Annotated in this window: 12 protein-coding genes and 3 pseudogenes; 3 read left to right on the top strand and 12 right to left on the bottom strand. The window is 67.9% G+C overall.

What is annotated here, in order from left to right; genetic code table 11:
- Positions 1–604: 604 nt before the first annotated feature.
- Positions 605–820, top strand: a complete 216-nt coding sequence (locus RM423_RS25765; protein WP_396327782.1) for an SbtR family transcriptional regulator — start codon at positions 605–607, stop codon at positions 818–820.
- A gap of 206 nt (positions 821–1,026) precedes the next feature.
- On the opposite strand, the gene RM423_RS18290 is transcribed toward RM423_RS25765, so the two are convergent.
- Positions 1,027–1,998, bottom strand: coding sequence for an SDR family NAD(P)-dependent oxidoreductase (locus RM423_RS18290; protein WP_311424486.1), 972 nt, complete (start codon positions 1,996–1,998; stop codon positions 1,027–1,029).
- 62 nt (positions 1,999–2,060) lie between these two features.
- On the opposite strand from RM423_RS18290, the gene RM423_RS18295 reads away from it, so the two are divergent.
- Complete coding sequence (locus RM423_RS18295; RefSeq protein WP_311424487.1) at positions 2,061–2,633, top strand: TetR/AcrR family transcriptional regulator; 573 nt, start codon at positions 2,061–2,063, stop codon at positions 2,631–2,633.
- A gap of 196 nt (positions 2,634–2,829) precedes the next feature.
- Here RM423_RS18295 and RM423_RS18300 read toward each other — a convergent pair.
- The 5 genes and pseudogenes from RM423_RS18300 to RM423_RS18325 form a co-directional block, all read right to left on the bottom strand.
- Positions 2,830–3,480 (bottom strand): annotated as a pseudogene (locus RM423_RS18300) (SDR family oxidoreductase).
- Positions 3,481–3,602: 122 nt separating this feature from the next.
- A pseudogene (locus RM423_RS25770) lies at positions 3,603–4,424 on the bottom strand (alpha/beta hydrolase).
- Between the two features lie 2 nt (positions 4,425–4,426).
- Positions 4,427–5,572 carry an ISL3 family transposase gene (locus RM423_RS18315; RefSeq protein ID WP_311424491.1) on the bottom strand — a complete coding sequence of 382 codons (1,146 nt, stop codon included), beginning with the start codon at positions 5,570–5,572 and terminating at the stop codon, positions 4,427–4,429.
- Positions 5,573–5,886: 314 nt separating this feature from the next.
- A pseudogene (locus tag RM423_RS18320) lies at positions 5,887–6,684 on the bottom strand (IS256 family transposase); the annotation flags it as partial.
- A gap of 207 nt (positions 6,685–6,891) precedes the next feature.
- Positions 6,892–7,686 carry an SDR family NAD(P)-dependent oxidoreductase gene (locus RM423_RS18325; RefSeq protein ID WP_311424492.1) on the bottom strand — a complete coding sequence of 265 codons (795 nt, stop codon included), beginning with the start codon at positions 7,684–7,686 and terminating at the stop codon, positions 6,892–6,894.
- Positions 7,687–7,795: 109 nt separating this feature from the next.
- On the opposite strand from RM423_RS18325, the gene RM423_RS18330 reads away from it, so the two are divergent.
- The gene (locus RM423_RS18330) at positions 7,796–8,386 is read left to right on the top strand and encodes a TetR family transcriptional regulator (RefSeq protein ID WP_311424493.1); all 591 of its coding nucleotides are present in this window, start codon (positions 7,796–7,798) and stop codon (positions 8,384–8,386) included.
- A 256-nt stretch (positions 8,387–8,642) separates the two neighbouring features.
- On the opposite strand, the gene RM423_RS18335 is transcribed toward RM423_RS18330, so the two are convergent.
- The 6 genes from RM423_RS18335 to RM423_RS18360 form a co-directional block, all read right to left on the bottom strand.
- Positions 8,643–8,933, bottom strand: coding sequence for a hypothetical protein (locus RM423_RS18335; RefSeq protein ID WP_311424494.1), 291 nt, complete (start codon positions 8,931–8,933; stop codon positions 8,643–8,645).
- Positions 8,934–9,460: 527 nt separating this feature from the next.
- Positions 9,461–9,937 carry a cupin domain-containing protein gene (locus tag RM423_RS18340; protein ID WP_311424495.1) on the bottom strand — a complete coding sequence of 159 codons (477 nt, stop codon included), beginning with the start codon at positions 9,935–9,937 and terminating at the stop codon, positions 9,461–9,463.
- A gap of 373 nt (positions 9,938–10,310) precedes the next feature.
- Positions 10,311–11,006 carry a DJ-1/PfpI family protein gene (locus tag RM423_RS18345; protein WP_396327784.1) on the bottom strand — a complete coding sequence of 232 codons (696 nt, stop codon included), beginning with the start codon at positions 11,004–11,006 and terminating at the stop codon, positions 10,311–10,313.
- Positions 11,007–11,081: 75 nt separating this feature from the next.
- Complete coding sequence (locus tag RM423_RS18350; protein WP_311424497.1) at positions 11,082–11,705, bottom strand: carbonic anhydrase; 624 nt, start codon at positions 11,703–11,705, stop codon at positions 11,082–11,084.
- A gap of 98 nt (positions 11,706–11,803) precedes the next feature.
- A complete protein-coding gene (locus tag RM423_RS18355) occupies positions 11,804–12,787 on the bottom strand; it encodes a GlxA family transcriptional regulator (RefSeq protein WP_449555812.1) in 984 nt (327 codons plus the stop codon).
- Between the two features lie 243 nt (positions 12,788–13,030).
- Positions 13,031–13,585: a TetR/AcrR family transcriptional regulator gene (locus RM423_RS18360; RefSeq protein WP_311424499.1), complete on the bottom strand. Its 555-nt coding sequence runs from the start codon at positions 13,583–13,585 to the stop codon at positions 13,031–13,033.
- Positions 13,586–13,645 lie beyond the last annotated feature (60 nt).

The raw sequence follows: 13,645 nt of genomic DNA on the forward strand, positions 1-13,645 counted from the left end.
CCGATGCACGATCTCGTTCGTCCCGACACCCTCGTCGGCCAGCAACACGATCCGCGCTCGCTGGGCCAACCCCGCCGGCAGCGACGGCGTCCGCGTCCAACGGGTCAACTCGGCGCGGTCCTCAGCGAGCATCTGCACGGCAACAGTCAACGACATACACCATGCTACCGCGAGGTACAGCTACTTCATTCACGCAACACTAGCGGATCGATCCTGATATCGAGCACCCCTCCACGAGGACGTTTGACGAGTTTCTGCTTGTTCTTGACTGTGGCAGCGTCAGTGGGACCCACTCGGACGGTTTAAGCCAGACCCAGGGCACGGAGGCGAGCCAGTCAAGGTGCTCGATATTGCGTGAACACCCAGCGACCGATCGCCGACTCCGACGCCTTGAACTCCTGATCCGCCACGTCGATGTGTGACTTCGCCTTCTGGGTTTCCGCCAGATGGGGCAGGCTAGGGCACTGGCCGCAGCGGCGATTCGGCGTAGGGGTCGCTGTGGCACTCCGATCCCACGCGCGCACCCGGGAGCGCCGATATTCCCCTATATCGGGGCGGTATCTACCGCTCAATTGAACGGATGCACGCCTGGTTTAACGTGTGATTGCGGTGTTCGGCAGGGTCGAGGAACATCGCTCGCATTCGGTTCACACCGACACGCAAGTTCAGAGACACGCTCGACCACCTGCTTGATCGTGCGAAAGAATCAGGCGACGTGCGTAGCGACCTCGACGCAACCGACGTGATTCTGCTGCTCGGAGCACTATCGCGCATGCCCCCTCCCAGTGGGAACCCCGGCCAAGAAGGGCCCTCGCGGTGATTCTTCAAGGCTTGCGCGCACGGTGATCACACAGTCGAGAGCAGCGTCGTGATCGCCGTGTACCTTGTTTCGACGATTGAAACCAGCACCCGCAAGCAAAACGTTGACCGGGCCACCGAACCAGCCCGCGAACGATCCTTGGGCGGCAGGTGCAGCACGGTCCGGTTTGCTCGGGGGTCCGACGTGTTCGGCGGAAGCTGCGGGGATTAGGCCTGGATGAGGTCGGCTGAGACGGCCCAGAGGCGCTGCGCGGCAGCGGGATCGAGGGCCCATTGCTTGACGCCGTGGGGATGCTGTGCAAGTTCTGCATTATCCGGCACGGTGTAGGCCTCTTGCGCGTCGTCGAGGTAGTGGCCTCCCGTTCGCGCGAATTGGGGGGCGACAGCGGCGACGATGCTGGTCGCGGCTCCCTGTTCGATCGTCTTGTATGTGAAGACGCCGGCGGCCTCGGCCGCATCGAGCGACTCCTTCTGCTGGGGTGTGAAATTGCGTTGCAGTCCGGTCGCGACGCCGCCAGGGTTAACCGCGTTGGCGACGATGCCCTCGGCCGCCCAACGGCGTGTGGCTTCGACGGCGAACAGGGAGTTCGCCGTCTTGGACTGGGCGTAGGCGATCTGGGGTTCGTAGCTGCGACGTGTGAAGTGCAGGTCTTCGAAATCGATGTTCGAGCGCATGTGCGCGGTCGAGCTGAGGGAGACGATTCGTGCTCCGTCGCGTTGGGAGGCTCCTTGGGCCAGGGCGTCGTGCAGGCCGGTGGCGAGGACGAAATGGCCGAGGTGGTTGACGGCGAATTGCAGTTCCCAGCCTTCCAGGGTTCGTTCGAGGCCGCCGGTGACCAGGCCGGCGTTGTTGACGAGCAGGTGAAGCGGTCCGTCCCACGCCTCGACAAACCGTGTGATGGTGCTCCTGGCGGCGAGGTCAAGGCGGAGGACTCGGGGCCGGATCGCTCCGGTCGACTTCGCGATCGTTTCGGCGACGGCGGTGCCTGCGGTTGTGTTACGAACGGCGAGCGTCACCTGCGCGCCGCCGGCGGTAAGTGCCCGGGCGGTTTCGACGCCGATGCCGGAGGAACCTCCAGTGACGATCGCCCGGAGACCGGTGAGGTCGACGCCGTGGAGCACCTCGTCCGCGGTCGTGGAGGCACTGAACGGCGTCGAAATGAGCTCGTGGTTGGACATAACCTCACTATACGCATTAGTCAACTGTTGTAAACTATGCTTGGCGTTCCTATGCTAGTTCCATGAGCAGTCTCGATGTTGGCCCCCTCTCGTCGACGGTCGTGGAGACCGACCGTCGGGCCACGGTCCTGGAGTCGGCGCTAGTCACGTTCGCGCGGTTCGGGTACCGGAAGACGTCCATGGAGGAGGTGGCGCGGGCGGCTCACATCTCCCGGCCCGGGCTTTACTTCCTCTTTGCCTCCAAGGAGATTCTGTTCCGTTCCGCGGTGACCCATGCCTTGGAGCAGGACATCGCCGAGGTCGAACGTGTGCTGGCCGGCACCAACCGACCCCTCCATGAGCGGCTTCTTGAGTCCTTCGACCAGTGGGCCGGCCGCTACGTTGGCCCGCTGAGTCGCGACATCTCGACGGTCATCGAGGAAAACCCCGACCTACTCGGAACCATTGTCCAAACCATGCCGCGGCGGTTTGAGGAATTAGTTGCAGACGCGATCTCCGTCGAGTCAGAGCGAAAAACGGCCACGAAGGTCACGCAGACATTAATCAGCACATCGATCGGCATCAAGCATCAGGTCGACACGCGAGGCGTCTACCTCGAACAACTCAAGGTCGCTATCGATCTCCTCGCGCGCTGACGATGAAAGCCCTGCGCACCTGTGTGATGGCGCCGGCGACGTGGAACTATCCAAGGCAAACGAGGAGTGAGACGGGCGGTCCGATAACCAAGCGGGAGCTTGACGCGTGGCTCGCAGCTCCGGCCTTGGTCGCCCGCCGAGGCCTGGCATGTTGCCGTCTACGGCCCCCCGTTATGGCAAGCCTCTGTCTCCAGGGTCAGTTCGCGGTGGGTGCAGGCCCGAGTAGCGCTCCTCCGTCGATAACGAATTCGGCGCCGGTGCTGAAGGAGGACGAGTCGCTAGCCAGGTAAAGAACCAATTCGCTCACCTCCCGCGCTGCTCTCCTTGCCGTGGGATCACCTGGTGGGCCGTGGCCTCGTCGGTGAGGTGGGCCGACAGGGGCGTCTTGATGATTCCAGGGTGCACCGAGTTGACCCGAACGCCGGTGCCGGCCATCTCCAGCGCGGCGGTCTTGGTCAGCCCACGTATCCCCCATTTGCTGGCCGTGTAGGCCGGCGGCCCGTAACCGGCCGCGAGACCGGCGATGGAGGAGATGTTGATCACTGACCCGCGGCCCTGGGCTCGCATCACTGGCAGGACGGCCGCCATGCCGAGGAACTGGCCGACCAGGTTGATCTCCAGGGTGAGCCGGAAGTCTGCGGCGGCCCACTGCTGCTCATCGGTGACGTCCAGGTGGACATAGCGCGCCGCTGGGCCCAGCTCGGCGGCTAACGCTTCGCCCTGTTCGTCTCGAACATCGCCTAGGACCACGTAGGCGCCCTGAGCGACCAGCGCCCGCACGTGGGTGGCGCCCATCCCCCCGGGCGCCACCGGTGACGATCGCTGTCTTGCCGTCCATCGTGCCCATGCTGTGCTCCTCTGTTCGCGACGGCGCGACCGGCGTCGGGGTGGCTGAAAAGTGGTGTGCTGCTGACGAGCCCCAGCCGGCGGGGCTGATCGCCCGTCCCGCCCGGCGGGAATTGGGTCGGGTCAAGCCTGGTAGATGCGCCGCAGCCACCGCATCCGGGCGGCGCGTGCGTCTTGGGAGAGTTGGGTGTGGGGGCGAGGACGTCGAAGCCGTGAAAGCCGCCGGGCCATACGTGTAATTCGGCGACGCCTCCGGCCTGCCAGATCCGGCTGGCGTAGGCGATGTCCTCGTCGCGGAAGGTTTCCGCGGACCCGACATCGATGAACGCCGGTGGTAACCCGGACAGGTCGGTTGCCCGCGCGGGTGCGGCGTAGGGCGAGACGTCCGGTCCACCGCGGTCGGACCCGAGCAGCGCGGTCCACCCGGCCTCGTTGGCGGTGCGGTCCCAGTTGCCGACCCCGGCCACCACGATCCTCTCTGGATCCACGCCAAGTTCGTCGGCATGCTCGGCGGTCCACACCAGCCCGGCGTAGCAATCCTTGATCGGCGCGGGTGGGGGGACTCGGGCGCCAGTCGGTAGTCCACCGAGACGACCGCGCAGGACAGTTCTTGCGCCAGGTCGAGCATGTCGGTGATGCCGAGCCGGTTGTCGCCCATGACCATTCCGCCGCCATGGATGTAGTAGATGACTCCGGTCGGGATATTCGTCGTGGTGACGGGCGGGCAGATCAGCAGCGGTACCCCGGGGGCGCCCGGTGGCCCCGGGATCACCCGCTCGGTCACCGCGTAGGCGCCGCCGCGGCGTAGGTTCTCCTCGCCCGGCGGGGGCGGCGCGGCGTCGGCCCGCGCAGGGCCAGGAGCATGTCCAGCGTCAGTGACGGCGGAACGGCCTGGTTGATCGCCGCCAGCACCGCGATCAACTCCGTGTCGAAGGGGCTCTTCAAGGTTAAGGGGGCAACGTTCTTGAGGTTGCTGTTGCCGCCCGGTGGTTCCGGGTGCAGATCAAGCGTATTCGGCGGTGGCCGTTGGCCGAGTTTCGGTAGCCGCAGGCCGATCGCTTGGACTGTTTGACGAGCCGGTTCAGTCCTTCGGTGCGGGCGTTGGTGATGCCGGTGTGCAGGAAGGCCAGGATCGCGGGCCACCACGTCTCGACGGTCGTCGCCAGGGTGCTCAGCTCGTCAATGTCAGAGCCGGCGCACCAGCTGTAGAACGAGTGCAGCCGCGCCGCGACGTCCGACTTGCTCGCACCGGTCCGCGCCAGGGCGAGGAGGTTGCGCAGCTCCTCTTTCGCGATCCACGCGGTCAGGATCTCGTCGGTGGTGTCGGAGGCGATGACACTGTCGAACATTGCCTGAAACGCTTTCTCCGACAGCCGCTGCCGGCCGGTGAGCAGCCTGCGCCGGTTGGCCCACGCCGGGTCTGCCTTGCGGCCTCGGCGGCCTTCTTGGTCCCAGATCACCCGGCGGCGGACGGCGGTCACAGCCGCGTTGGCCAAGGCGACGACATAAAAGTGATCGACCACCAGCACGGCGTTCGGGAGCAGGCCCGGGGTGCGGACGGCCTTGGCGTAGACCGCGGCCGGGTCGATCGCGACGAACCGGATCCCGGCCCGGAACTCCGGCGTGCGCTGCTGCAACCAGTCCACTACGCAGGCGCTGGTGCGGCCCTCGACCTGCCCGAGCAGTCCCTGGGTCCCGGCGAGGTCGACGAAGCCGGTGTCCCACGCATCGGTCCGCAACCACCGTCCCGACTCGGGATCCTGGTTCCAGCGGGGCTTGCCTCGGCGGGTCTCATCGATCCCGAGCGCACTCGTCGGCGCAGGCTCGCCCAGCTCCCGCCTGGCCAGCTCGATCACCGCCTCGTGCGCGGTCGGCCACGACAGCCCGAACGCACACGCGACCTCGGCCACGCAGCGGCACGCGTCGCCGACCGCATTGCCCGCCGCGCGGCGCAGGCGACCCGTCGTCCTTCGGCGCGCCGGCACCTCCGGCACGGACTCCGTGAACGACAACCGCCCGCACAACGGCTCCACGCAACGCCATCGCCGCTTATGCCACACGATCGAGATAAAGCCTTCTCCATACGGCTCCATACGGCAGATCCCGCGGCCTGGTGATGACCCGGCCCTTCACCGACCTCGAGACCACCCCGCACGACGGGCACCCCGCCGCGGTCTCGTCATCGGTCTGGACATGCACCGTCCTGGCGCCGAACTCGTCTCGGCTGACCTGTCTGACCCAGAATCCGGGCAGCCCAAACAACACAGTCGTATCCTCATGCACAGCCCGTGGCCTCTCGTCGTCTGCCGTGTCGCAACAGCAAGACTTCAAGAAGCCGCGGGCCCCACCCGCAGGCGCGCCGGAACCCAAAAACTAGGTCATTGCCCGGTTAAGTTTGAAGAGCCCTTTTGAGGCCGTCACACACGACGAAGAAGATGTCATTGACGCCGCGGTTGCGCAGGTCGGTGAGCACCGCCATCCAGAACTTCGCGCCCTCGCCGCCGGTGCCAGCCCAGAGCCCAAGGATGTCGCGCTCGCCGGCCAGCGTCACGCCGATGGCCGCATAGAACGGGCGGTTCGCGACCTGCCCGTCGCAGACCTTGACCACGATCGCGTCGAAGGGGGCACCTCCCTGCACGAAGTGCTTGGGGGCAAGATCGCCGCGTAGGTCGAGTCGAGCGGGCGCACCGCCCAGTCGTTCATCTCTTCGATCACCTTGTCAGTGATCCGGGAGATGGTCTCCTTGCTGACCGAGGCACCGTAGATCTCGGCGAAGTGCGCGGAGATCTCACCGGTGGTCAAACCCTTGGCATAAAGCGACAGCACGACCTCATCGACGCCGTTGAGCCTTCGTTGCCGCTTACGCACGATCTGCGGCTCGAAGGTGCCCGCCCGGTCCCGCGGCACGTCGATGTCCACGTGCCCGGTGCTCTCGGTGAGCACGGTCTCGGCGCGGGTGCCGTTACGGATGTTGCCCGTCCCGGCGCCGGCTGGGTCGTGCCTCTCATAGCCCAGGTGCTCGGGTCTCCTCCTCGTTCAGAGCAAACTCGAGCACCGTCTTGGTCAGCTGCTTGAGCAGCCCGTCCGGGCCCGTCAGCGACAGCCCCAGCTCCTTGGCCAACCGCACCAGCTCGACCGCAGCCTGCTGCTCAGCCGACTGCTCCGAGTCCTTCTTCTTCGCCACGCCATCCAGTGTCGCCGTCATCAGACGCCAACCCTTCTCGCCGAGCTCCCGCTCGACGTGTCAGGCCGGAAACACCGCTTTCAGGACAGTCCCCCAGAATCCGCCGTTCGGCTATCGGAACGGTCAGTCATCGGATTGGTTGGCGGGCTGATCACGACTCCTGCCGGCACGGTTTCTTCGTCTGTGGGCGACGCCCGGCCGCAGTGGTGTGGATCAACATTGTTGGCTTCACCAGGGGGCGGTGGTGTTGTCCCAGGAGAAGAAGCTGGCGGTGGGCCCGTCGTCGGGCAGGAGTGCGAGCCGGAGCGCTGCGGTCGCTGCTTGGGCCGGGTCCCCGCCGCTGGTGGCTGCGCGGCTGTTGAGGTTGGTGGCGCGCAGGCCGGGCGCCAGTGCGTTGACTTTGACGCCATCGGTGGTCAGGGCCTGCGCGTAGTAGACGGTGAGGGCGTTCAGGGCGGTCTTGGAGGAGCGGTAGGCCGCGGCCACACCGTCTCCCATGCGGTGGTCGAACTGGGGGTTGGGGCCGGTGCTCCACTGTAGCGACCCGGTGCCGCTGGAGATGTTGACGATGCGCGCGTGCGCGGAGCGGCGCAGTGCGGGCAGGAAGGCATTGGTGACAGCGACCACGCCGAAGACGTTCGTCTCGTAGATGCGGCGGAAGGTGTCGACGTGCGTCTCGGGGGCGGTCGTGTTGTCGCCGCTGATGCCGGCGTTGTTCACCAGTACGTCGAGGTCGCGGACGCGGTCGGCAGCGGCGGTGATGGAGTGGGGGTCGGTGACGTCGAGGTGCAGCAGGCGCGCCTTGCCGCCGAGCTCGTCCACCGTGGCTTGTCCTCGCGCTGCATCACGGGCCCCGATGTGCACGGTGAGCCCTGCGGCAAGCAGTTGACGAGCGATCTCCTTGCCGATACCGCTGTTGGCGCCGGTCACCACGGCGACGGTGCCTGCAGTCGAGCTCTCGTCGTGATTAGTGGGCGTCGCGTGAGCCGGGGTGGTCCCGGTCGTCGGCACCGTGTCGGGCATGGCTGCTCCTAGAGATTTCCAACACCAACGGTTGAGTTGGACGTTGCCCACCGTACGTCGGGGTGGAGACATCTGCAACGTCGTCGTTGGACTCGCCTAGAGTGGCGGCATGGCCTGGGACACCGAGGGGACCCGCAGACGGCTCAAGGAGGCGGCGACCGCTGAGTTCGCCGAGCGGGGACTCGAGGGCACAACGATGACTCGTATCGCCGAGCGAGCGGGCATCAACAAGGAGCGGCTCTACAGCTACTTCGGCGACAAGCAGGCCCTCTGGGAGACCGTCCTGGGCGACGAGCTCGAGCGACTGGCTCGCGCCGTGGGTGTGCGCGGCGTCGGCCTCGACGACATCGGCGAGTTCGCCGGGGCGACGTATGACTACCACGCCCGACATCCCGAGCTCGCGCGGCTGCTGCAGTGGGAGGGTCTCGGCCACGCTCCCGCGGCCGACGCCGAGCGGCGCTCTGCTCACTACCGGGACAAGATCGAGCACATCCGACGCGCGCAGGGCGACGGCGAGTTGGACGACAGACTCGCTGCCGACCATCTCGTGTTCGCCCTCATCGCCCTTGCTGCCTGGTGGCAGACCGTCCCTCAACTCGCACAGATGATCACCGGGGCCGACGGGGGTGATACCACCGAGCGCGAGCGTCGCCGCACTTTCGTGGTCGAGGCAGCACGCCGCCTGGCCACCCCCCGCTGACCGCCAGAGCACGGCTGATGTCCAGCAGCGCAGTACCAGTCAGCGATCCCGGTCTCAGAGGGTCGTCTGGCGTGGCCGTCAGTCAACCCCGTAGGCCGGCCGACTCAGCGGTCGGTCAGGGCGAGCTTGGCGCTGAGGGCGACGAACGACACTGCGAAGGCGCGGCGCGACCGGTCCACGATCCGGGTTCGGTTCAGCAGCCGCGTACGGATTGGCGCGGCGAACAGCCCTTAGAGCGCGAACAACACGAACGTCATCACCATGAAAACGGCGCTGAGCGCCAGCATCTGCGTACCGGCTGACCCGCGTCGGCGGGCACGAACTGAGGGAGGAACGCGAAGAAGATCGTCAGTTCCGGGTTGAGCAGGTTCCCCAGCACCGCTGAGGTCACGATCTGGCGGGCCGACCGCGGCGGCAGGTACTGGCTCACAGCCCAGGCCATGCACAGCAGGTAAACGACGCCAAGGACCTTGACGACCGCGACGCCGCTGGCGCGCAGTAGCGCAGCGGTACCGGTGAGCTCCGCCCAATCCTCCACGGCAGACACCCCCTGCACTGTCGCGCAGGGGGTTAATTTCACAGCGCAGCACGACGGGGTGATTATTCGATCGGCACCGACACGGGGCGGCTGGTCATCCTGCGTTGCCTCCCCAGTGTGCCGACGCGGTGCTTTAGTTCCATCCGGGTGAGCTGCGGTGATGCTGCGCGTTCGGCTACCAGGACGTCCGCGATCGAGTACCGAGGCGCTTTGGAGGGGGTGCGCTTGACCTGCTCCGTGATCACGTCCACCAGGGTTTTTTTCTATGTCAAGCCGCGGGTAGGTGGCATGTATGGCTTCGGCTTGCTCGGCGACGACGAACTCAGCGCCGAGCCCTAGGTCGAGGCCTCCGCCTTCACGTGCCAGCCGGCACAGGAGGCTGCGCCGCTCCGCGATGCCCCCGGAGGTGTGCAAGGCAATTGCATCCCAAACGGCGTCGATGTCGGAGTGAGCGCGCGAGATCGGAATCAGGAAGTACCGGGTCGAAGGAGCTGGTGATGCTCATGCCGCTCCCGACACCTGGCCCGGGTCATTTTTCACTGCAGCGGTGGTCCGACGAACTGGGAGTCGTGCCTGCTCAGGATCGCCCTGACGTGCTCGTCGTCGGGATCCGGCGGGCCACCGGTCTCAGCGGCCAGTGCGGCCAGCTCGTCGAACACCTTGTCCGGGCCACCGGGCGCAAAGATGATGAGCACCTTGCCGGGCCCTGACCCGACCGCCCGCGGCGCGTGCGCCACACCTCGCGGCACAAGCAGGAACGAGCCGGCGGTGGCCCGCACCCGCTCGTCACCGATCTGGCACTCGAACTCGCCACTGAGGACGTAGAACAGCTCCTCGCTGCTGTGGTGGATGTGCAACGGTGGTCCGAAACCGGGCTCGGACATCGACTCCAGCACGGCGACGGCGCCTGCGGACTCGTCCGTGCCGACCTTGACGGTGAGGCCCTCGGGGCCCGGGATCAGCCGACCCTCACCGGACTGCAGGACGAACGTCCCGTTGCTCAGGTAGCTCATGTGGTCAGCTCCACTTCGTTTGGTGGTCGGCGATCGCGCCCGTGCACCGAGGGCGCGACCTCCGGCGGTCTGGGTCAGAGAGCCCTGGTCAGAGCGGTAGGGGCCGACCGGGCTCGAGGGCGTGGACGTCGGTGTCCGGGGCGACGTCGGCTGCGGCGTCGATGTATAGGGGGTGCGGCCGTCGCGTGCTGCGACGGCCAGCGGTACGTCAGGCAAACGGTCGACGAGTTCGAGGTCGACGGAGCCTTCTGAAGGTGGCCCCCGTGGTCCAGGGGAGGGGCCACCGCACGCGATCAAGGTGCAGCGGCTCGTTCACGCTGAGGGCTCGTGCCCTGGGTGCAGGAGAACGCGCCGCGGACCGGTCAGAGTCCTCTCACCGTCGGCCAGCCTCCACCTGACCCAGACGGCTCGCGACCTTTCGGGCGCTGGCCTCCCGACGTTCGGTGAGGGGCGCGCTGGAGCGGCGGGCGGCGGCGACGAGGTGGGGCGGTGCCGTCTCGGGGGTGCCGGCGTCGAAGGGCGGTTCGGGGGCGTACTGGATCCACAGTTGGATCGCTTGTGCCGCCTCCGCCCCGCACAGGTCGGCGGCGGCCCTCAGGGCGCCGTCGATGCCGGCGGTGACACCGGCGGCGAAGACGAACTTGTCATCGATCACCACCCGCTCGGGCGCGGACTCCGCTCCGAAGGCGCCCAGTAGGTGGGCGCTGGCCCAGTGGGTGGTGGCCCGGCGTCCGACGAGCAGGCCGGCGGCGCCCAGGAGCAGGGCTCCGGTGCAGACGGACAGCACGCACCGGGCTCCGGCTGCCTGGCGGCGCAGCCAGCCCAAAACCTCCTCGTCCTCCATGAGGGCTTCTTGCCCGGCGCCTCCGGGGACGACCAGGACGTCCAGCTGCGGGGCGTCGGCCAGTCGCGCGTCGGCCTGCAGGCGCAGGCCGTTGACGTCCCGCACGGGCTCGGTCGTCCTGCCGTAGAGCCGGATGGTGGCTGCGGGGAGGCGGGAGAGGACCTCGAAGGGCCCGGTGAGGTCGATCTGGTCCAGTTGGTCGAAGAGCAGGAAACCGATCTGCAACGCGTGGACCGGCTCAAGCGCCGCCGTGCTGGCGTCCGCTGCGGCCGGGCCGTGCGTCCCGTGCGGGTCCACGGGTCAGTCCTGCTGACGGTTGGTGGCGGGGGCGATGGTGGTGACCAGGCCGGTGGTGACGTCATAGACGTGGCCGGAGACGCGGATGCGGGGGGAGATGTCGGGGGAGGCCAGGAGGCGCTCGACGTCGTGGCGCACGGTGGTGTGAGGGTCGGTGACGGCGACGTCGAGCAGGGCGTCGCGGGCGGTGGCGTCGAGGTGGTTGCGCTCGGCGAAACCGGTGCGCAGTCTGTCGTCGGCCATCAGCGCGGAGCCGCAGTCGGTGTGGTGGATGACGGCGACTTCGAAGAAGGGCTCGTCGGGGGCGATGGTCTCCTTGAGGTAGCTGATCCAGGCCATGTCGTTGATGACTGCGTCGTTGACCCGTCCGCCGACGCTGCGGGCGACGATGGCGTCCCCGATCCCCACGCCCAGAATCTGTCCGGGGTCCACGCGGGGGTCGATGCAGGTGATGACGTAGGCCAGCTCGCGGGGCACGAAGGGCAGGGGGGTGGCCTGCTGGCGGGCGTCGGTGGCAGCGAAGGAGCGGTTGCGCCCCAGCAGGACCTGCACGCCGTGCTGGATGTCCTGGGACGTGGCCGGCGTCGCGGGATTGGCCGGGGTGGTCTGCGTGGTCTGGATGTCCATGCCTTGAGGTTGCCTGCCGGCGCGCTGATCCGCCACGGGGTGAAGTGCCATCCTCCCCGAGGATCCTGCCAAGTCGAGGAGGGCTGGTGGTGGACGAATCAGTGCCCGTCGCTTCCGTTTACGTTGCTGCCTGGTGGACCGGGGGATCGGCCGCGGTAGGCCGCGCGGTAGCTGGTGGGGGTGGCGCTGGCGTCGCGGGCCAGGTGCAGGCGCAGGTTGTCTGCGCTGCCGAGCCCGCTGCGGCGGGCGACCTCTTCCCCGGGCAGGTCGGTGGCCTCCAGCAGCCGCCGCGCCTCCAGCACGCGCTGGGCGAGCAGCCAGCGCAGCGGGGTCAGTCCGGTCTCGGCGGTGAATCGGCGGGCGAAGGTCCGCCGCGACATCAGGGCTTGTCGGGCCAGTGCGTCCACGCTGAGTGGCTCGTGCAGCTGGCTGACTGCCCAGGTGCACACCTGCGCGATGGTGTCGTCCTGGCCCTGCGGCGGTAGCGGCCGGCGGATGAACTGGGCCTGGCCTCCGGGTCGGTGCAGCGCGGCGACCATGCGCTGGGACACGGCGGTCGCGGCTTGGGCGCCGTGGTCGATGGCGTACATGTGCAGGCACAGGTCGATGCCCGCGGCCACGCCCGCGCTGGTCAGCACCCGGCCCTCGTCGACGAACAGCACGTCGGGGTCCACCCGGACCCGCGGGTGGCGGGTGGCGAGCTCGCGCGCGTGCTGCCAGTGGGTCGTCGCGTCGCGCTCGTCGAGCAGCCCGGCCGCTGCCAGGGCGAAGGCGCCGATGCACACCGACGCCACCCGCGCACCGCGCTCAGCAGCCGTCCGCAGAGCACTGGTCACCCGCGGCCCTGGATCGACCGGGGGCCAGTAGCCAGGCACGACGATGGTGTCGGCGGCCACCACGTCGTCCAGGTCACCGCCGGCGGTGATCGAGAAGCCCGTCGTGGTCGGCACCACTCGGCCCTTGGCGCTGCACACCAGGACCTCGTAGCGGCCGCGCTCGTCGCGGTGGCCAAAGACCTGCGCCGGGATCGACAGGTCGAAAGCCACCACATCTGGAAGCGCCAGCACCGCCACCCGGTGCACCCCACCCGAGCTAGCTGTCACGCACCCCTCCTCCCGGTCACGGTGTGGGCGCCGTCCCACAAAGCCCGCAGCCCGATGAGGAGAGCCAGCCGAACAACGAGGTAGACCACCACGCGACGCTGCTGGGCCGAGGCGAGCGCGCCGTCGGCGGGGGAAACGCCTGGCAACACGAGCGCCACCACCGCACGCGGTGCCCGGTTGCTGCAGCTGGCTGCCCTAGCGACCGTGTGGTTAGCAGTGCGCTCATTGAGAGAACATCTCGCGAACGAGCCGCTCCAGGGTGCTGCTGATCGTTCGCGGGTCGTCCAGCTCGCCGCCAACCAACGCACCGTCGTGAAGAATGCTCAGCGCCTGCCCGGCGTAGTCCGGGTCCGGATGCCCGGCCGCTCTGGCCAGCTGCGTGACGGTGGCCCGGAACCACAGCCGGTGCCGTTCGACGGCCTGCCGGACCGAGTGCGCAGGATCCGGGTACTCGGCGGCCGCGTTGATGAAATGGCAGCCCCGGAAGCCTGATGAGCACACGGTGCGGCCGATCAAGCCCACCAGCGCCTCGACTGCGTTTGGTGGCGCGACGCCAGCGGTCGCGGCGGTCACGGCCTCCCGGAGGTCGCCGTCGACACGATCAAGATACGCGACCACGAGGTCGTCCTTGCTCGGGAAATGCCGATAGAACGTCGCGCGAGTGATCGACGCCTCCGCAACCAGCCGGTCCACACCGACGGTGTGCAGCCCCTCGCGATAGAACAGCCTGGTCGCGGCGTCCACCAGACGGTCGCGAGGCTGTGATCTCACGGTCATGGCCATAACTGTACCGATCGTTCTCCCCCTCCATGCCGCGCCAGGCGCGGGCACACCGCA

It is taken from the genome of Jatrophihabitans lederbergiae (assembly GCF_031845305.1).
GTDB lineage: Bacteria > Actinomycetota > Actinomycetes > Mycobacteriales > Jatrophihabitantaceae > Jatrophihabitans_A > Jatrophihabitans_A lederbergiae.